The following is a 19515-nucleotide window of genomic DNA, read 5'->3' on the forward strand; positions in this document are numbered from 1 at the left end:
ATCAATTTACAAATTTCTTCAACGTATCCGCTTTCTGTCCATCCACAAACAAGGCATAGACAAACGTTCCGTAACCAATTTCGGTAGGATTAATTTCTACAATGTCATTAGCAACAGTCAGTGTAATTTTCTTTACCGCCCTTCCAGAGATATCGAACACCTGCAAATACGCATTACTAAAAGTAGACGGCAACGTATAAGAAACAGATGCACCGGCTCTATTATATAATTTTGCACCTTCTACCATATCTGGATTGTCAGTAGATGCTGAACGCAATGTAGATTTCGTTTCTACAGACAGTAAACTTTGTAACATCTCTATCTCATTTTGTTGTTCCTGGATAGTAAGTCGCATTTCGTTGATACTTTCAACCAATAAAGGAATAAAGCCAATATAATCAATAGATTTTACACCATCTTCATCCGTTTTAACCAATTCAGGCAATACTTTCTCTACATCTTGAGCCAAAAAACCTATTCTCTTACGAGATGCCTCTTCTGCTTCCTTGCGGTCAATCACATTTTGAAGCTGTTTGTCTCTGTTTGCTTTCTCAATGGAGGCTGCATCCATGGATGTTTGCATATCTGATGCATTTTCTTGTATACTTTGTTCCTCAGTAAACTTCAATTTATCAGGTTCACGATATTTGTTTATTTCGGAAAGCTTATAATTATAAGTCACCCCACTCACATGAGACAGAAGATCCAACGGATTTTGAAGCGACTGAACATTTTCTTTCAACCGGGCATCAGAAGTTATATCGACTCCGTTCACACGGAGATTTGTATTAAATACAAAATTACTGTTGGAAGCCGGATTATAATAAGCAATAATATTACTGGCCTGTCCGCCTCTGGTTAAATAGATACCGTTTTTACCATGCAACCACAGTTGATCAGAATCAGTAGTGCCATATTCTCCTATAAAAACATTCCAACCATTATATGGAAATTGTCCAAAATCACCAAATGTCAATTTCGAACCTGCTCGCATATCACCATAAGAACCAAAAATTTGCATAGTCGTCACATTTTGAGCATCTTCACCTTCTAATTTCAAGGTACCCACTTGCACACGGCCATTTTCCAATAATCTCAATTGAGCATTTGAGGTAAAACAAAGACAAGTAATCAAAAAGGTTAATAGGTAAATTTTCTTTTTCATATCAATATAATTTATTTATGTGATTTGTTATTTGTACAGTTATAATAGGAATGATTTATCACTTAATATTTATTAATCCGGACAATTCTTCACCCTCAACATTTTTTAATTTAATCGTATAATTTCCAGAACTAAAATCATTCAATCTTATAAGGGTTTGAGTTGATTTAGAAATAGACACTTTTTTCGAATATACAATAGACCCCTGTTCATTACTAAGAGAGATTTCTATTTCCCCCAATTCACATAAATAATAAATCATCAAAGTTTTATCTTCCTGAAAGACTTCAATCGGTTGGAAAACACTTCGTGTTGTAGGAGTAGACAAACTACCTTTCAAATATACTTTTGAAGAGCTTACAACATTACACAACTCATTACTACCGGATGCAAAAATCCGAGTTTGAATACAAGGGATAAAGGAATATCCTGCCGTTACTATCAAAATACCGAATAATGTTTTAGTCAAATTCATAAATTCACTCTTTATAAATTATTAATCATGGAGTAAATTTAGTCACTATTCACTATCACACTTCAGGCATATAACTTTTACCCAAGCGCAAACACAATAAAATCATTAATAATCAAGCAAATAACAAACCCAATATATAACTTTTCAATTATTAGTTAAAGGTCTATTTTTCAATCTCTCATCCAGAAAGTCACACAAATTAGCAAAAGGAGCAATACAGAGACTTTTACGTATAGCCGAACGCTTAGTATTAATTGTATTTATACTCAAGTTTAAAATAATTGCTATTTCCTCTGTTGAAAAGCCAGAATAAGTCAAACAAATAATCCGAAATTCGACTTCTTTCATTTGTGGATATAACTCTTTTAGTTTGATAAAAAATCCATTATGTAACTTATTCATTATGTCATATAAAATATCCCAGTTTAAAGTATTCTGACCATAGACAATTTCGTTAAATTTTTTTATCCAAAATTCATCTTTATGGGATTTTTCTTTATTCATATAAATTTCCAAACCGGACACCTTCTTTAAAACATTAAAATGTTTAAGTAAATAAGACATAAATGTTTTTTCGTTTTCATCATACTTTTCAGACATCCTTTTCAACTGCGATATTTTTTCTTCTAATTCCAATATTCGTTTTTTACGTTGTCTATACTTTCTAATTAAGAATAATATTACAACACCTATTAACAAAGAAACTGATACAAAACCAATAAAGATATTCGTCTTTTCTAATTTTAAACGAATATTATGTGAACGAACTTTTTCATAATCGTATTTTTTCTGAAGTTCAAGTAAACTCTTATCCAAATTTGTTTCGATTACCTGTAAAAGACTCTCAGCATACATTTTATGATATTCTAAAACTCCCGAATCTTTTTCCTGAAGTTCTGCCTTCTCTGAAAGGATTCGGTATAATTTGGCTCTTACATATATATCTTCTACACTATCTTTCTTCTGTACTAAATGATTCATATAAACATTTGCCGAATCTATCTGATGATTAGCCGTATATAGATCTAACAAAGACACGTATATTTTTATTTGATCATCTTGACTGAATGTATATTCCAATGCTTCTTTTAGAATTTGAATTGCTTTTGCTAAATCTCCTTTTTGAGCATACAATATACCTAAATTCTGCCTGACATTAGATTGTTCCCGATACAAACTCTCTCCATCAATCAGATGCAGACACTTCATATAATAATGTAAAGCACTATCCGGTTCCTCTAAATACTGAAAACAATCTCCAATTTGTATATAAGAAATTGCCTCATTTTTCAAAGACCCTGCAAGTCTGTTAAAAGCAGCAGATTCACGAAAACATTGTATCGCTCCTTCACAATCTAATTGATCCAGCAAAAAGACTCCGATCGCATTCCGAATCAGTCCTCTCAAACCATAATCATCGCATTTTTCCGCATACTCACCAGCCTCCAGAAAAAACCTCATCGCATTATTTTTGTCTCCACACTCTTTATAATAACAACCACAATAATATGATGACAAAGCAATATTATGATCATCTTTCTTTTTTAAATAATAATCCCGTACAGCAAGAATAGTCGAATCAGATGTTATATCTTGATAGGATTTATATTCTGCCTGAATTTTCAATAAAACATAACGATTGTATTCTTCTTTGTTCAAATCTTCCGGATAAAGGATTGCATTCAATATGGTCAAAGCACTATCCGGATCGGATTCAAGTAAAGATTCCGATTCGGAGAATATCATTTTATTTCTTTCCCGGTCACAAGAAAAACATAAAATCATTATAAACAAAAAGATAGGCAATAAACATATTTTCATATATTATTCTTCCTGCTTATCCGCCGCCAACAAATACATCACCTTATTCCGATAGCCTACCTTGACGAGTACGCCTTCCTCCACGAACTTCTTCAGATCTATTTCCGCCCGGTAACGGCTACAACCAAATTCTTTAGCATAAGCACGCGGAGTCACACTTTCCCAATGTTTCATGTATTTCAACAATTTATCTTTTAGTGTCTCCCAGTTATCAAGTATCTTTTTATCTTTTTCAAACTCCAAATCGATTTTCCTTAACTTTTTTCGTAGAGAAGTGGAACAACGGTAATTAATTCCATCTACGTAAACCGTTCCCTTGTTTCCGTTTTCTTTATTCGGAGTAGTTTTCAATGATGGCGAGAAATACCCCAGATCATCCAACTCGATATGGCAGCCGTCCTCCAGGGCCAGTTCGACCACCCAGGCAAATGAATCCAATACACTTTTGACTTCTGCCGACGACACAGCAGAACGTTCGCTTATCAACCTGCAAACTTTTTCCAGATTATAAGTTCCCCTGCTGATCGCACGGGCATGTGTCAACCGCATGCCTTTACGTCCATTCGGCTTCGGCGTGTAGTAAGCTTTAAATTTTATTGACATGGTATTATTTATTTGGTTACATACTCTTTTCATCTATATGCCTTACTAATTTGAATTAGTACGGCAGGTAATCAATGGTTGATAATCCTCGGCCGTTTGGCTCACAATTATCGACCGATTGGCACATAATTATCAACCAAACGGCCGACAATTATCAGCCGCTAAATCCATTAGCATCAAAGATACAACAGAAAGGGAGAAATTATCCTCCTGAACGCTTATATTTTATTGTTTCCCGCGTATTATCTTCAACACACATGAAAATTTTCTCATCGACATCCTCTTATTAGACCTTAATAAGAATTAATAATTCTGATTATCGCAATATATTTCTTACTTTTGCAAGTTAGAAATCATAGGTATACTATAAGAAGTAGCATGGAAAAGGAGAATAATCCCATATATGAACGCAATACGCTGGAGTTTGTAACTGTAGCGTTGGAATTTTGTACATTTGTTGAAACAGCCGGACAAAACGGCCTTTTTGATTTTATAGATAAAGGAATCAAGCTGTTACCTCTGCTCTATCTGAAAGCGACACTATTGCCGGAAGCGGAAGTGGACGATGAAGATGACGAACCGGAAATGACTGTTACGGAAGATATGTACGAAGCCGTGCGGACCCGTATTGCCGCCCTGCTGGGAGAAAAAGACTCTTACCTGGAGACATTTCATCCGGATATGCAATACAGCGACACGCCAATCGCTGCATTTATCTCGGAAAACCTGGCGGATGTTTACCAGGACACAGGAAATTTTGTTTCACTTTTCCGACAGGGAAATGAGGAAGTCATGCTTCAGGCTATTGCTTTATGCCGCGCCAATTTCCAGGAGTTCTGGGGACAGCAACTCTTAAATGCACTGAAAGCGCTTCACGCTATCCGTTACAGCGATGAAGAAATTATTGAAACGAACGAGGAATGATGACACAATATACACACACAATAACAAAAGAAGAGATATCACTTCTTGAAATAGAAGAATTTCCGGGACGGATCCTTGTTATCGACACCGAAAAGGATGCCGATAAAGCCGTCAGCTATTTAACCCAGTTCGAAGCGGTTGGCTTCGATACGGAAACACGTCCCAGTTTTAAAAAGGGGACACGCTATAAGATTTCGTTGATGCAGATTTCGACAGACGAGGCTTGCTTCCTGTTCCGGTTGAACAGAATCGGTATTCCGCAATCGCTTGAAGATTTTCTGGTTAACGATAAAATATTAAAAATCGGGTTATCCCTGCGCGATGATTTCGGTGCCATGCGGAAGCGGACGGATATCAAACCGGCTAACTTTCTGGATTTGCAGAATTATGTGGGACAGTTCGGCATCGAGGATGCCAGCCTGCAAAAGATCTATGCGATCCTTTTCGACAAGAAAATATCGAAAGGCCAGCGCCTGAGCAACTGGGAAGCTGATGTGCTGACCGAACAACAAAAGAAATATGCAGCCCTGGACGCCTGGGCTTGTCTGAAAATTTACAACCAATTGAATCAAGATAAATAAGAATGAACTATTGTAAAATCTTTCTCAAACCGAAAAAGGAAGAATCGTTGTTGCGCTTCCATCCGTGGGTGTTCTCCGGAGCTATCCAAAGCATTGAAGGGGATCCTGAAGAGGGCGACCTGGTAGAGGTGTACGGAACGAACCAGCGTTTTCTGGCTATCGGCCATTATCAGATAGGCAGCATCGCCGTACGTATCTTATCGTTCAAACCGATTACGATCGATGCAGATTTCTGGGTAGAACGTATCCGCGTGGCTTATGCTATTCGCCGCGAACTGGGACTGGCAGGTGTGGAAAACAATAATACTTTTCGCCTGATTCATGGGGAAGGAGATAATCTTCCGGGACTCGTTATCGACATGTATGCCCATACGGCTGTTATGCAGGCGCATTCAGTCGGTATGCATTATGCCCGCCACGAAATTGCCGAAGCGTTAAAAACGGTACTGGGAGATACTTTACAGAACATTTATTATAAATCGGAAGCGACTCTTCCTTATAAAGCCAATCTCGGCAGTGAGGACGGTTACCTGTATGGCGGAGAAGTAGAGGATATTGCGACAGAAAACGGACTGAAGTTCTGTGTGGACTGGCAGAAAGGACAAAAGACCGGTTTCTTTGTGGACCAGCGCGAAAACCGTTCTTTGCTGGAACGGTATGCCAAAGGTCATTCGGTGCTGAACATGTTTTGCTACACTGGTGGATTTTCGTTTTATGCGATGCGTGGCGGTGCCGAAGTGGTTCATTCGGTAGACAGTTCGGCCAAAGCGATTTCGCTGACAAATAAAAATGTGGAATTGAACTTCCCTGGCGACCTGCGACATAAAGCTTTTGCCGAAGATGCCTTCAAATATCTGGAAAAAATGGGAAGCAATTACGATCTGATCATTCTGGACCCACCGGCCTTTGCCAAGCATAAGAACGTGCTCCGCAATGCTTTGCAAGGATACCGTAAACTGAACGCGATCGCTTTTGAAAAGATTAAACCGGGAGGTATTTTATTTACTTTCTCCTGTTCGCAGGTTGTCAGTAAAGAGAATTTCCGTCTGGCCGTATTCAGCGCCGCAGCACAATCCGGACGTAGCGTCCGGATCCTGCATCAGCTGACGCAACCGGCCGATCACCCGGTAAACATCTATCATCCGGAAGGGGAATATCTGAAAGGACTTGTATTATATGTAGAATAAAAAACAGTACTATTATGAAACCACTAAGATTATCAATTTTGCTGCTTGCGCTTGCAAGCAGCCTGGTCACAGTATCCTGTACACAGCAAAAAGCCGAAAAGGCAACCGATTATCCGATGTTCTGGACCTGGATGGACTATCGTCCGGGAATGAATTTCGATTCGATCTGCACGGTTATGAATGAAGTGGGGATCGACGGGGTAATGCTGAACGCACCGACCCCGGATGATTACCGGGTTGCCATTCCGATAGCACACAAACACGGTATTGAAGTCTATGCCTGGCTGTGGACAATGAATACCGAACATGACCGTGACAAACTATTAAAGGAACATCCTGAATGGTTCAGTGTGAACCGTGAGGGGAAAAGCCTGGCGGACACGACCGCTTATGTGGGCTACTATAAATTCATGTGCCCGGCTTTACCGGAAGTGCGTGAACATATCAACAATAAAATTAAAGCCTATTGCGAAGTAGAAGGACTGAATGGTATTGCTATCGACTACCACCGTTTTGTCGACGTAGTCCTGCCTACCACTCTCTGGCCCAAATACGGTATCGTGCAGGATCGTGAATATCCTCAATGGGATTTCGGTTATCATCCGGCAATGATCGAGCTTTTCCAGGAGAAGTATGGTTATGATCCGCGCGAACAGGAAGATCCATCCCAAGATGAACAATGGTTACAGTTCCGTTGCGACCAGATCACCGAAGTGGCGAACATGATTGCCGAAACCGTGCACTCTTACGGAAAGAAAATGGCAGCTTCCCCCTTTCCTACTCCGGCAATGTCCAGAAAGATGGTTCGCCAGGACTGGGGCAAATGGAATCTGGATATTGTCTTCCCGATGGTGTACCACACATTCTATACCGGTGACGTAAGTTTCATTTCGGACTGTACGATCGACAATGTGAAACAAAAGAATCCGATGACAACTCTGTATTGCGGCATGACAGCCTCCAACGATTCAACGATGTTCCTTTGCATGGATGAAGCGCTGAACAACGGCGCCGAAGGGATTGCCATCTTCACGGTCAACGGCCTGCGTTCACCGGAAATACGGGCACAGTTCAAGGCATACACAGACAGCGTAAAAGAGCTTCGTAGCCAGTCAAAAATAAATCCGGCTGCCACCGGACGCACGACTGTCAATATCAATCCGTTCGAAAACACGGGTATTATGAAAGCGATCGATATGCGGATGAAGGAATATATCGGCTCGACAGAGACACTAAACTTAGATGAATACAAATTAACCGACCAATACGGTGCCACCAAATGCTATCAGGTTACTGACCGGAACAGTGGTCTTACTTTTGATGTCAACTTCTATTTTTATGGCAACGTTATTTCCGGATGGAGTGTCATCCCTGAAAAGACTTCTTATGAGAAGTTTCTCAAATAAAAGGTATATAAAGTAAAAAAGGGAGTTAAAAAAACTCCCCTTTTTACATGACCAAATAACCATAAAATGTTCATTTGGCAAAACTTATATTTTTTGCTGATTACAGGATACCCTGAGCCATCATAGCTTTTGCAACCTTCATGAAGCCGGCAACGTTAGCACCCTTCACGTAGTTTACAACGCCGTCAGACTGTGTACCGTATTTTACACATTGTTCGTGGATAGACTTCATGATGCCTTTCAGCTTTTCGTCTACTTCTTCTCTTGTCCAGCTCAGCTTCATTGCATTCTGAGTCATTTCCAGACCTGATACGGAAACACCACCGGCGTTAGCAGCCTTACCCGGAGCATACAGGATCTTAGCTTCCAGGAATGCATCGATAGCTTCCGGAGTAGAAGGCATATTTGCACCTTCCGATACAGCGAAACAACCGTTAGCCAACAGCGTCTTGGCATCGTCACCGTTCAATTCGTTCTGAGTTGCACTCGGCATGGCGATATCACATTTTTCACCCCAAGGACGGCCACCCTGAACATATTTGCAGCCATATTTTTCTGCATATTCGCGGATACGTCCACGATACAGGTTCTTCAATTCCATTATATAATCCAGTTTCTCACGGTCGATACCATCCGGATCATAGATATAACCGTCAGAGTCAGACATAGTAACCGGTTTAGCACCCAGTTCGATCAGTTTTTCAACCGTATACTGAGCTACGTTACCTGAACCTGAAACAGCAACCACTTTACCTTTAATGTCGATGTTACGAGTCTTCAACATTTCCAGCAGGAAGTAAACGTTACCGTAACCTGTTGCTTCCGGACGAATCAGTGAACCACCGAATTCGATACCTTTACCAGTAAATGTACCTGTATTTTCGCGGGCCAGCTTTTTGTACATACCATACATATAAGCTACTTCACGTCCGCCAACACCTATATCACCGGCAGGAACGTCTGTGTCCGGACCAATGTGACGCCACAATTCCATAACGAAAGCCTGGCAGAAACGCATGATTTCAGCATTTGATTTGCCACGCGGGCTGAAGTCGGCACCACCTTTACCACCACCCATCGGCAGTGTAGTCAATGAGTTCTTGAAAGTCTGTTCGAAAGCCAGGAACTTAAGGATCGATTGATTTACAGAAGCATGGAAACGGATACCGCCTTTGTACGGGCCGATCACGTTGTTATGCTGGATACGGTAACCCATGTTTGTCTGTACCTGTCCTTTATCGTCTACCCATGTTACACGGAATGAGAAAATACGATCAGGAATACAAAGACGTTCGATCAGGTTGCTCTTTTCAAACTCAGGATGTTCGTTATAGGCTTCTTCAATTGTGCCTAAAACTTCAGCCACTGCCTGATGATACTCGGGTTCGTTAGGAAATCTTCTCTTTAAGTTGTCTAAAACTTCATTTGCCTTCATAAGAACTGTTTATTTAGAATGTTATACCAATTTGCTAGTTAGCGTTCTTCTTTTAAGAACGTCGCAAAGGTAAGCCATTTTTTCAAACCGGCAAATATTTGAAAGAAAAAATGATAAAAAAATATCGAAATGATATTTTAAAGAGGCAAACGTGACTAAATGTCACTCATTTCTACGTTTTATGTTTTTATAGACAGGAACGAACACAATGATAGCGGACGCTACCAGGGCAAAAATCACATCAAAGGTTATCTTTTCACTGTAAACAAGCAGCATGTAGGCCAAAACACCCCATAAAAGAGTGAGACACACCGCCTGACTATTTGTTATCTTTCTACGGGCCATCGGTTACATTTTTTTAGTTAGACGAGATTTGTGATCCAAAAAAGATCAATAATACCAAAAACACAGCAATAATCACAAATAAGATGACAATTTGCTTCTCTAACGTGTAATTACGAAGAAAAGGGATATGACGGGCCCATCCGGCTACGACCCGTATCTGCTCAGCTTCTTCATCCTCCGCAGGAATGTCGTACCCGCCGGTTTCCATCACCTCCAACGCCCGGGGCACATCGCTTTCAAGCACCTCTACACGGGCACCGCCAACATCTATATAACCCGCCATCAACTGACTGCTATATTCGTTCCTCAAATAACATTCGATATCTTCCGACCTGAGCAAAGCGATCAGTGTCTGGGCCTCTGCCGGATATTGAAACCGGGCTATTTCGACCATTTTATCCGTATCATCCATGAATAGATCTTTTCTGCAAAGAAAGTGATTTTGACTTACATGAGCAAGTTTTCAGCAATACCAGTTGCCTGCCGGATACGGTCAGCCATGCCGATGCCACCTTTCATATTACCGGCCAGTATCAGTCCGGGATAACGTGCCTCCAGCTGATCGATCGTAGCGAAACGTTCGCCGCTGCTCAGGCCATACTGCGGTATTGCATGCTGGTGGCGGAAAATACGGATCATATCCGGTTGCACCTGAATCGGGAATTTCAGCATTGCATGAAATTCATGTGTGATCAGTCCCTTTAGTTCATCATCGCTTAAACGGGTCAGTTCCGTCCGCTTGACACCACCGATAAAAAAAGAAAAGAGGGCTCCTTCTTTCGGTGCACGATTATCGAAACAGGCAGCCGGGAAAAGAATCCCCAGCACATCTTTCTTTTCGCAGGAAGGGACCAGTCCGCCAAAAGCGTTAAAACGCAAGCTCCCGGTATTACGAATGCCGACACTCACCTGTACTACCGGAGCATATTGCAGGTTACTGATCTTATCCATATCTTCCCGGGGAATGAACGGCAGCAGATCAGGCAAGGTATAGGCACCGCTCGTTGTTACGACCTTATTGGCATGCATAAGTTGTTCTCCTTCGGAAGTCGTATAAGTTGCCAGCCAGCCTTTTTCAGACGGACGGACCGTCACGCCGGAAGCCGACAAGGTGATATTTCGGAAACCGATAGCATTCGCCATCGCTTTTGCCAGATTCTCCAAACCACCGGCAGCAGAGAAAACCTTTTTGGTTGCCAACCGGTCACGGGCTGTTTTGGGTTGCCGGGCTTTGGCAATCGTGCCTTTGATAAATCCTCCGTATTGCTGTTCCAGGTTATACAATTTAGGTAAAGCATAGCGGGTAATGAGTTTCAGCGGATCGCCGGCATAAACACCGGAGAGGAACGGGTCTACGGCATAATTCAGGAATGACTTTCCCAAACGGCGGGCAGCCAGTTCACCGACCGATTCATCCGGATTCGTACCTTTTGCCCGGAAAGGTTCGCCCAGGATACGGAATTTATCGCCGAGGGTAAACAATGGAGTTGTCACTGCACTAAGCAAGCCGGAAGGCAATGCACGGAAAGAGTTTCCTTTCCAGATCAGGCGGCGTTTGGCCTCTTCATGGGCTGTTTCCAATTGGCAGGCAGGCGACAAGGCTTCAAATAGTTCGGCTACTTCGGGATAGGATACTACTCCGGTATTCGGTCCGCTTTCAAAAACGAACCCGTCTTCACGGAACGTATGTATTTGCCCACCAACCCGGTTACTGCATTCCAGGACATGTACCTGTTTTCCCCCGCGGGTCAGTCGAAAGGCGGTAGTCAAACCGGTCAGCCCGGCTCCGATGACCAGAATATCCGTATTATGTTGTTCCATATCAGACAGGTTTTGAAAATGATTTATTGGAATGAAGCATCAGTTTATCCAGCGAAGCGGCAACGTTACGGACAAAGAGAGCTCCGCCGGAAGTCATACGGATATGATTGTCGTCATACTCGATCAGGCCGTCGGCAGCAAACTCATTCAGACGATTGTCATTATAGGCGGTTGCCGATTTTATCTCTTCCGCAGAAAGGGAGAAACGGGCTGCCATCTCCTGCCAGTCCAGGGAATAGTTGCACATCAGTGTTTCGATCACCTCACGGGTAATCTGTTCGTCCCGGCTCAACTCATATCCTTTCGATACGGCAAACGTATCGTTTTCGATCCGTTCCATATATTGATTAATATCCTTGCTGTTCTGGGTATAGGCAGTATTCAGCTGGCTGATTCCGGTCACACCGAAAGCATACACCTGTCCGGTTGTACGGCGGGTACAATAGCCCTGGAAGTTACGATGCAAGCGGCCGTTCTTCAACGCCGTATACAATTCATCGTCCTGCCGGACAAAATGGTCCAGACCGATCGTCTTGTAACCGGCTGTTGACAAAAGTTTCTTTGCCGATTCATACATGCGGCTTTTTTCTTCACTGGGCGGCAATCCGGCTTTTTCCAGAATAAGCTGCTGTTTGTTCACCCAAGGGACATGGGCATACGAAAATGTAACCAGGCGGTCGGGACACAGAACTGCCGCCCGCGTAATGGTTTCCGCAAAACTTTCGGCCGTCTGGAACGGCAAGCCATAGATAAAGTCCATATTGATGCGCGCCCCTTTGCTACGAAGAATCTGAAAGATCATCTCCGCCGGCAACAACGACGGGCGGCGGTTGACCGTCTTCAACACCTTTTCATTGAAATCCTGCACCCCGAGGCTGAACCGATTGAAACCCGCCTCCGTCAGCGACTGCCAAGACTCTTCATCCAGATATCCGGGATGGCACTCGACCGCTATTTCGGGCTGGTCGATCGTTTCAAAGCCTGCCAACAAATGTTCGTTCAGTTCTCTCAGATAATACACGGGCATGGATGTCGGACTTCCCCCGCCATAATGAATCTGGGAAATCTTACGTCCGGGAGCCAGCCGCGTCTTTACCAGTTCTATTTCCCTATGCAACGCTGAAAAATAACGTTCTATCACGCCTCGCTTCATCATCGGGAATGAATTACACCCGCAGTAATGGCAAAGATGGCGGCAGAACGGGATATGCACATAAAAAGAGATATGCTCGGGCCGTGCCGTATTGGAAGCCTCTATGGCCGACTCGTATTCCTTATTGGCAAACGCTTCCGTAAAATAATTTGCCGGCGGATAACTGGTGTATCTCGGCACCGGCACATTATATTTTTGTAATAAATCCTGTATCATAATTATACTGTTTCTTTCTCTTTCCTGAATACGATCAATATATAAACCAACGACAAGGCCGCCAGGCTGACTTCAAAGAAAAACAAGCCGTGGTAGCCGGTATGGTCGGCAATCTTTCCACTCAATATCGCCATCACCATCCCGCTCAGATGGGTTATGACCGTCTGTATCGTAAAATCCGTGCCTTCCCGTCCGGGACGTACACAATCCATCGCCGTTGTATAGACCACGATCGTCGCCATCCCATAGCTGCCCCAAAGCAGGGCGATGCCGGCATGCAACAGTCCGAGTGTCGGAGTGACATAAGACAGTCCGAGGAAATAAAGCGTGGCAAGCAGCACAAACACGGCAAACAGGATGCGTGCCCAATGCCGTCCGATGCGACGCACGATAAAGCCTCCGATAAAAGAAAAGATGAAACCGAAAGAGGTCCCTATCACACCGCTCATCACCCCGATCTCTTTCATCGAATATCCCAGATCGACCAGGTAGGGCTTCAACATCGCCAACGTACCGATCAGGCCGGAATAATAAAGGAAAAGGAAACCGATCTGTTTCCATATATTCTTTTGGGTAAAGAAGTAAAAGACATCTGCCTTCTTCGCCCGTTCATGCGTATCTTTCGGTGCAATCTCCAGTCCGCGGTTGAACAGTAACGGCAATAAAGCGACAATCACGAACAAGGCGACACAAGGCAACAGGCTGTTCCATCCCAGCTGTTTAAACAACAGCAGCAACACGCCTCCCCCAATCATCGAGCCGCCGAAACTGCCCATCGACTGCATGCTGTTCACCAGGCTTTTGTCTTTCCGGCTAAAGGAAAGGACAGCCAGCGCATCGGTCGCAATATCTTGGGTGGCAGAGGCTACGAACGATACGATGATCAGGGCGATAATGGTATAGAAATCCGTTTTAAAATCGAGGAAAGCGACGGCAAAGATCAGGACGGCATAGATCAGTTCGGACGAGAATATCCATCGTTTATAATCGCCCGTTGTCCGGGCATGGCGGTCCACCATCGGCGACCAGAGGAATTTCAGTATCCAGGGCAGCTTGATCAGTTGCAGCAAACCGATGGCAGATAAAGAAAAATTCTCCTGCCGCATCATTACCGGAATGACGGTAGAGAAAAAACTCATCGGAATGGTCTGCGCAATGTAGAGGCAGAAGAAGGTCCCGAGATTGAATATTTTATTTTTTTGTTCCATTCGTTTTCTTTGTAATATGGTATCCCACGTTGGGAAAGCATTTTTCATCCTTGTAAAGCCGTTTCCCAAGCTGCGAAAGCATTTTACACCCGATTAAAATGCCACCGCTACACTTCCTCCGATCGTGAAAGGGCGACCCGCTTGTGCCAGACCTTTTCCCATCTCAAAATAAAAAGCGGTATATTGCGTGTTGGTGATATTCTTAGCCCAGATCGCAAAGGTAGCAAATCCTTTCGTTGCAGAAACCTTTCCGTTCAATTGTCCGTAAAAAGGTTGGGAAACAACGTTATCTTCTTTCCAGTATATCCGGCCCGCACCGGTAAAGTTCGCACTGATCAGGATGCGGTCGATATGGGAGCATGGATTCGAAATGGTATAATCAGCCCCGGCAGAGAAGGTATGCGAAGGGACCAGCGGCAGATAATTGCCCGAATAGTCATACACCTTGTCTTTCTTCTTGTCTGTATAATCCTTGAATGTGGCATGGGTAAACCCGTAATTCAGCTGTACCATCAGTCCGTTGACCGGATTTCCCTGCAAACTGACTTCCACCCCTTTGCTTTCGCTCCGTCCCGCATTGTTCAGCATGGAACCTACCGTAAGCGACTGGCTGATCTGCTGGTTTTTCCAGTTGATCCAGAAAAAAGCGATCTCGGCACGCAGGCGGTTATCGAGGAAAGGATGCTTGCCTCCCACTTCATAATTCCAACTGGTCTCCGGTCGGAAAGATCGGTCTTCTTCCCGCTCGAAAGAGGTGTTGAAGCCACCGGTCTTATATCCTTTCGTTACAGTGGCGTAGATAATCCCGGAAGAGGGAAACATATATTGTAAGGCAAATTTAGGTGTAACCTGACTGAATTTTAGTTTGCTGTAAAAGGCATCCAACTCCTTACTCTCCTCCTCCGTATCTTTGAAGCTAAGATAATCGGTAGAAGCACGTTCGTAATCATAACGTATGCCGATCGTTGCAGAAAGGCCGTCGACCAGCAGGTCATCGAAGGTAGACTGATGATAAAAGGCTATTCCGTAGGTGGGTGTGTCGTACAACTTACGCGAACTGTAGGCAGCCGACAGATAATCCATTATCACCGTGTTATCTATTCCCTGCCAGAAACCGAAGGCGCCGAACAGCCATTTATACCGCCCGTCTGTCGTCGATTTTATATTAAACTCTTCCGAAAACATCTTCTGTTTCTGATCCTGTTTGGCAAAATAAATACTTGCCGGAGAAAAGTCCTGGTCGATCCCCTGATGATCCGACAGGTACTGGAAAGCCGTTTTGCTGCTGAGACTGTATCCCGTACCTTTATATTCCACCGTCAGGCCGGTGGTAGACATGGCCCGTTTATAAAAACTGTAATCGTTGTAGTTGACATCGCCCGGCCGGTGTGTCACCGAATCGCAGACGGCATATGGATAACCTCCTTGTCTGGAATTGTCATACGAACTCATCAAGCCGAGCGACAACCGTTCCGTCGGCTGCCATTCCAACCGGATACGTCCGGAGCCGCTTTTCAGGTCATCCGCTTTCTTGTCGGTAAACAGATTGGTAAAATATCCGTCATTCCTGTTATAATTGGCGGAAAGGGAGTAGCCGAACTTCTCCCCTATTTTCGCATAGCGGGAAAGGGCATACTCGCGGGCACCGTAAGTACCGTTAGAGATCGAAGCATTCGTTCCCTGAAACTTCAAGGGGGATTTGGTATAGACATTGATGATTCCCCCCATCGTATTGCGTCCGTATAGAGTTCCCTGCGGGCCACGCAACACTTCGACACGATCGATCTCTGCAAAATCGAAATCGAACGCTGACTTTTCAAAATAAGGGATACCGTCCACATAAAGCCCGACGGAAGGCGCATTGATCTTCGAACCGATCCCACGGATATACACAGGCGAAGTCAGCTTCGACCCATAATCAGGCATAAACAGGTTCGGAATAAAGGAACTGAACTCCTTAATTCCTGTAATATTCTTGTTTTGTATGGCTGTGCCGGTAACGGAGGAAGCCGACAGCGGTTCCAGGCGCAAATCCCTGTTTTGTTTAAACGACCGGACAACTACCTCGTTTAGTTCCACCTGACGAACTTTCGTTGTATCCAGGTCGTCCGCTTTGACCGGGAAAACAGAGAGTAATAAACAACAGAATAAAAACAATGCCTTCATATTTGTTATTTTAGAAATAATAGAACCTGTCAATAGTTGTATGGACCCGAAGGGTTCAATTGTGAATAGCCCCCGGTGAAGCCGGGGGATCCCGATATATGCCGGATGGTGCGTCCCTGGAAGGGGCGAATAATACGCTGTGATTGAACCCTTTCAGGGCTCATCGGCTGGATGCCATTCCCAATCCCCCGGCTTCACCGGGGGCTATCCACAGTTAGTCCTTTCAGGACAAGCAACGACACTTAACTAGTTCAATCCTGATAAATACTGAATTTAAAACGTTACAGCCACTTCCGCCCCGATCTGGAAAGGTTTGCCTTTTTGTATAAATGAATTATCGAATGATTCGAAATAAAATGCCTGGTAGTCAGTGTCAGTCATATTGCGGCTCCATATATTCAGGTTCACAATTCCCTTACGTACTCCCACTTTGCCATTCAACACACCGTAAAAGTCCTGACTGATATCGTTCTTTTCGGTCCAGAAGATCTTCCCGGCTCCGGCATACTGGACGGAAGCGGTAAACTGGTCGAGCCAACTGTTCCGCAACAGTTTGGTATAGTTCAATCCCAGACTGACGGTGTGGCGCGGAGTGTACGGGATGAAGTTATCCTTGTAATTTATCTCCGTTTCGTTTTTATCCAACGTCTTATAATCGCGGAAAGTAGCACGGGTGAAACCATAATTCAAATCAGCCGTCAGACCCTCGGCAATACGGCTGCGAAGGCTTACCTCCACCCCATAACTGTCGGCCTTGCCTCCATTGGTGATCATACGTCCGCTTCCCCCTTTGGCAAATGTCGTCAACTGGATATCCTGAATATCCATATAAAAAAGCGTCAGTTCGGCATGCAGACGGTCCTTGATCAATTCGCTGCGGATGCCCATTTCATAATTCCAGCTGTGCTCCGGTTTATAGGCAGCCACTTCTTCCACCTCTGCCGGCTTCTTTGCCTGGTTGGGCATAAACTTCGACATCAGGTCATACCGGGCATACTCCTGCACCAGGTCACCAAACATCTGCACATTGTAGCCTCCCGTCTTATATCCTTTGGCAACCGACACATACGTAAACGTACCCGGCGAACATTGATACCTCACTGATACCTTAGGCAGCACCTGCAAAAAGTCCTGCGATGTTTTACCTTCCAATCTTGTCTCGACAGGCAGAACACCCATTGGACGTCCTCCCATAGATACACCTATCTTCATACTATCTACCGAAGAGTCGTAATTCAGCTTTGCCTTTTCATAATCCAGCCGGATACCTGCCGTTACAGACAACCCGTCCGTAAATAAGTTGTTATAAGTGGACTGGTGGAAGACAGCAAAACCGAATGTCGGCGTTTCAAAATATCCAGGGAAATAAATCTGATTCTTATCATCACCGTATACGGTCAATTGCGGAGCCTTGGGATAAGTAACCAACATCTCATCAAAGGCTTTCTGCAAGACATCTTTCAGACCATCCTCCTTAAACATCACCGGGCCATCTGTTTTCAGGCTATTATAAAAGCCGTATGCACCGAAGCTCCATTGATAATTCTTCTGGTGATTCGACCGGATCGCCACCTCTTCACTCCAGGCATATTGCTTTTGTTTCTGGTTCAGTGTAAAAATAGACTTCTCCGTATAATCCTGGTCCATCTTCATATCGTCTTTCAGATACTGGTAGGCGGTAGTAGAGGACAGTAGGAATTTGTCCGTTTTCCACTCATAATAAATACTGTTATTCAGCATCCGCCGCCAATAGGTGCTGGGATCATTTATGCGTACAGGTTCCACCTTTCCTGTCTCCCTGTTATATTGTCCGTAAGGGAAAGCACCCTGGTCGACATAATCATAATTGAATGCATATTGCAGTTTCATTGCCGGATTGATCAGCCAATCCAGTTTAAAGCGTCCTCCGGCAGACTTCTCCTTATCTGCCTTCGTATCGGAATATTCGTTCATGAAAAAACCGTCATTCCTGTCGTAGTAACCGCTAAGGGAAATACCTACGTGCTCGCTCAGTTTTCGATAATGGGACGCTTTGATCTTAGAGGCACCATAGTTGCCCGTCGACATCGAAAACTTCGTTCCCTGATAATTGAAGGGTGACAATGTATAAATATTCACAATCCCTCCCATCGCATTACGGCCGTACAAAGTACCCTGCGGACCACGCAACACTTCCATGCGCTGTATATCATTCAATTCAAAATCAAAGGTACTCTTATCCAGATACGGCACATTATCGACATAAAGTCCGATCGACTGTCCGCTGCTTCGTGCACCGATACCGCGGATATAGATAGCCGAAGTCATTTTGGAGCCGTAATCCGGCATATACAGGTTGGGAACAAACGAACTGATATCTTTCAACGCATCGATCTGACGTCCTGATATCGCTTGGGGGGAAAGGATGGAAACAGAACCGGGCAATAACCGTAAGTCATTCGTTTCCTTTGTAGAAGATGTTATAATGACCTCATCGATATTATACGTCTTGATGGTGTCATTTTCATTCACATTCACTTTTACTTCATCAGCCATCAACGGTTGTAATCCAAAGACAGCCCCTGCAACCAGAACAAACAAGTAGCGTTGTTTCATCGTATTTTCACTATTAGTAATTACGATTGCAAAGGAACAGGAAAGAAACAAGGCGATCAATCACTAGATGTAGTGATTTTAACAAAGAGGCAGCTCTATCATCCTGGGCTAGACCAAGGAGCTCATACTTAACTAAGTTACTTTCGTGGCATCGCCAATAAACACAGTGATCAATACTAAACGAGGCGATTTACGCAGGACGTCATGCAGCCGTCGGTCATATTGTTACTGCAATCTTCCACATCAGTGATATACATCACGTCAGTTTTTCGCCTTCTATGACGATTTCTGTCTTTGCGATCTTTTCGCGAATTCCTTTATCCTGGATAATAGAGATGTATCACAAACTTTGTCTATTATTAAGTTTATCTAAACCATTTTGAAATCCGCCTTCTTCAGTATATAATTGAATAG

Annotated in this window: 16 protein-coding genes; 4 read left to right on the forward strand and 12 right to left on the reverse strand. The window is 43.7% G+C overall.

Annotated features, from left to right (window positions below; genetic code table 11):
- Window position 1: 1 nt before the first annotated feature.
- The 4 genes from NBH14_RS14130 to NBH14_RS14145 all read right to left on the reverse strand — a co-directional run bounded on the left by NBH14_RS14130 (window position 2) and on the right by NBH14_RS14145 (window position 4064).
- Window positions 2–1165, reverse strand: a complete 1164-nt coding sequence (locus NBH14_RS14130) for a tail fiber domain-containing protein (RefSeq protein ID WP_186958954.1) — start codon at window positions 1163–1165, stop codon at window positions 2–4.
- Between the two features lie 58 nt (window positions 1166–1223).
- Window positions 1224–1640, reverse strand: a complete 417-nt coding sequence (locus NBH14_RS14135) for a DUF3244 domain-containing protein (protein WP_186958955.1) — start codon at window positions 1638–1640, stop codon at window positions 1224–1226.
- 144 nt (window positions 1641–1784) lie between these two features.
- Window positions 1785–3461, reverse strand: a complete 1677-nt coding sequence (locus NBH14_RS14140; RefSeq protein ID WP_186958956.1) for a tetratricopeptide repeat protein — start codon at window positions 3459–3461, stop codon at window positions 1785–1787.
- A gap of 3 nt (window positions 3462–3464) precedes the next feature.
- Window positions 3465–4064, reverse strand: a complete 600-nt coding sequence (locus NBH14_RS14145; RefSeq protein ID WP_186958957.1) for an HU family DNA-binding protein — start codon at window positions 4062–4064, stop codon at window positions 3465–3467.
- Window positions 4065–4442: 378 nt separating this feature from the next.
- On the opposite strand from NBH14_RS14145, the gene NBH14_RS14150 reads away from it, so the two are divergent.
- From NBH14_RS14150 to NBH14_RS14165, 4 genes are read left to right on the forward strand one after another with little or no spacing between them, the layout of a single operon-like run.
- The gene (locus NBH14_RS14150) at window positions 4443–4988 is read left to right on the forward strand and encodes a DUF5063 domain-containing protein (protein ID WP_186958958.1); all 546 of its coding nucleotides are present in this window, start codon (window positions 4443–4445) and stop codon (window positions 4986–4988) included.
- On the forward strand, window positions 4985–5569 hold the full coding sequence (locus NBH14_RS14155; RefSeq protein ID WP_007657374.1) for a 3'-5' exonuclease: 585 nt from the start codon (window positions 4985–4987) through the stop codon (window positions 5567–5569). The genes NBH14_RS14150 and NBH14_RS14155 overlap by 4 nt, the downstream gene beginning before the upstream one ends.
- A 2-nt stretch (window positions 5570–5571) precedes the next feature.
- Window positions 5572–6756 (forward strand): class I SAM-dependent rRNA methyltransferase, encoded by a 1185-nt coding sequence (locus NBH14_RS14160; protein ID WP_186958959.1) that lies wholly within the window; start codon window positions 5572–5574, stop codon window positions 6754–6756.
- 14 nt (window positions 6757–6770) lie between these two features.
- The gene (locus tag NBH14_RS14165; protein WP_186958960.1) at window positions 6771–8162 is read left to right on the forward strand and encodes a family 10 glycosylhydrolase; all 1392 of its coding nucleotides are present in this window, start codon (window positions 6771–6773) and stop codon (window positions 8160–8162) included.
- 100 nt (window positions 8163–8262) lie between these two features.
- Here NBH14_RS14165 and NBH14_RS14170 read toward each other — a convergent pair whose 3' ends face one another.
- The 8 genes from NBH14_RS14170 to NBH14_RS14200 all read right to left on the reverse strand — a co-directional run bounded on the left by NBH14_RS14170 (window position 8263) and on the right by NBH14_RS14200 (window position 19101).
- Window positions 8263–9597: an NADP-specific glutamate dehydrogenase gene (locus tag NBH14_RS14170; protein ID WP_186958961.1), complete on the reverse strand. Its 1335-nt coding sequence runs from the start codon at window positions 9595–9597 to the stop codon at window positions 8263–8265.
- Between the two features lie 162 nt (window positions 9598–9759).
- Window positions 9760–9942 (reverse strand): hypothetical protein, encoded by a 183-nt coding sequence (locus NBH14_RS28815; RefSeq protein ID WP_224263285.1) that lies wholly within the window; start codon window positions 9940–9942, stop codon window positions 9760–9762.
- 13 nt (window positions 9943–9955) lie between these two features.
- Window positions 9956–10354 carry a putative signal transducing protein gene (locus NBH14_RS14175; protein WP_186958962.1) on the reverse strand — a complete coding sequence of 133 codons (399 nt, stop codon included), beginning with the start codon at window positions 10352–10354 and terminating at the stop codon, window positions 9956–9958.
- Between the two features lie 35 nt (window positions 10355–10389).
- Window positions 10390–11763, reverse strand: a complete 1374-nt coding sequence (gene hemG / locus NBH14_RS14180) for a protoporphyrinogen oxidase (RefSeq protein WP_186958963.1) — start codon at window positions 11761–11763, stop codon at window positions 10390–10392.
- Window position 11764: 1 nt separating this feature from the next.
- Complete coding sequence (hemN, locus tag NBH14_RS14185) at window positions 11765–13132, reverse strand: oxygen-independent coproporphyrinogen III oxidase (RefSeq protein ID WP_186958964.1); 1368 nt, start codon at window positions 13130–13132, stop codon at window positions 11765–11767.
- A 2-nt stretch (window positions 13133–13134) separates the two neighbouring features.
- The gene (locus NBH14_RS14190) at window positions 13135–14340 is read right to left on the reverse strand and encodes an MFS transporter (RefSeq protein ID WP_186958965.1); all 1206 of its coding nucleotides are present in this window, start codon (window positions 14338–14340) and stop codon (window positions 13135–13137) included.
- Between the two features lie 93 nt (window positions 14341–14433).
- On the reverse strand, window positions 14434–16506 hold the full coding sequence (locus NBH14_RS14195; protein ID WP_186958966.1) for a TonB-dependent receptor: 2073 nt from the start codon (window positions 16504–16506) through the stop codon (window positions 14434–14436).
- Window positions 16507–16779: 273 nt separating this feature from the next.
- Window positions 16780–19101, reverse strand: coding sequence for a TonB-dependent receptor (locus tag NBH14_RS14200; protein ID WP_186958967.1), 2322 nt, complete (start codon window positions 19099–19101; stop codon window positions 16780–16782).
- Window positions 19102–19515: the final 414 nt, after the last annotated feature.

Origin of the sequence: Parabacteroides caecihominis, assembly GCF_023656785.1 — a bacterium.
Taxonomy (GTDB): domain Bacteria; phylum Bacteroidota; class Bacteroidia; order Bacteroidales; family Tannerellaceae; genus Parabacteroides; species Parabacteroides segnis.

What these genes read in the sequence shown, in the direction of transcription:
- NBH14_RS14175 (WP_186958962.1), bottom strand. Translation starts at nt 10,354, where the DNA reads ATGGATGATACGGATAAAATGGTCGAAATAGCCCGGTTTCAATATCCG.
- NBH14_RS14155 (WP_007657374.1), top strand. Translation starts at nt 4,985, where the DNA reads ATGATGACACAATATACACACACAATAACAAAAGAAGAGATATCACTT.
- NBH14_RS14170 (WP_186958961.1), bottom strand. Translation starts at nt 9,597, where the DNA reads ATGAAGGCAAATGAAGTTTTAGACAACTTAAAGAGAAGATTTCCTAAC.
- NBH14_RS14195 (WP_186958966.1), bottom strand. Translation starts at nt 16,506, where the DNA reads ATGAAGGCATTGTTTTTATTCTGTTGTTTATTACTCTCTGTTTTCCCG.
- NBH14_RS14145 (WP_186958957.1), bottom strand. Translation starts at nt 4,064, where the DNA reads ATGTCAATAAAATTTAAAGCTTACTACACGCCGAAGCCGAATGGACGT.
- NBH14_RS14150 (WP_186958958.1), top strand. Translation starts at nt 4,443, where the DNA reads ATGGAAAAGGAGAATAATCCCATATATGAACGCAATACGCTGGAGTTT.
- hemN (WP_186958964.1), bottom strand. Translation starts at nt 13,132, where the DNA reads ATGATACAGGATTTATTACAAAAATATAATGTGCCGGTGCCGAGATAC.
- NBH14_RS14130 (WP_186958954.1), bottom strand. Translation starts at nt 1,165, where the DNA reads ATGAAAAAGAAAATTTACCTATTAACCTTTTTGATTACTTGTCTTTGT.
- NBH14_RS14200 (WP_186958967.1), bottom strand. Translation starts at nt 19,101, where the DNA reads ATGAAACAACGCTACTTGTTTGTTCTGGTTGCAGGGGCTGTCTTTGGA.
- NBH14_RS14135 (WP_186958955.1), bottom strand. Translation starts at nt 1,640, where the DNA reads ATGAATTTGACTAAAACATTATTCGGTATTTTGATAGTAACGGCAGGA.
- NBH14_RS14190 (WP_186958965.1), bottom strand. Translation starts at nt 14,340, where the DNA reads ATGGAACAAAAAAATAAAATATTCAATCTCGGGACCTTCTTCTGCCTC.
- NBH14_RS14160 (WP_186958959.1), top strand. Translation starts at nt 5,572, where the DNA reads ATGAACTATTGTAAAATCTTTCTCAAACCGAAAAAGGAAGAATCGTTG.
- NBH14_RS14140 (WP_186958956.1), bottom strand. Translation starts at nt 3,461, where the DNA reads ATGAAAATATGTTTATTGCCTATCTTTTTGTTTATAATGATTTTATGT.
- NBH14_RS14165 (WP_186958960.1), top strand. Translation starts at nt 6,771, where the DNA reads ATGAAACCACTAAGATTATCAATTTTGCTGCTTGCGCTTGCAAGCAGC.
- NBH14_RS28815 (WP_224263285.1), bottom strand. Translation starts at nt 9,942, where the DNA reads ATGGCCCGTAGAAAGATAACAAATAGTCAGGCGGTGTGTCTCACTCTT.
- hemG (WP_186958963.1), bottom strand. Translation starts at nt 11,763, where the DNA reads ATGGAACAACATAATACGGATATTCTGGTCATCGGAGCCGGGCTGACC.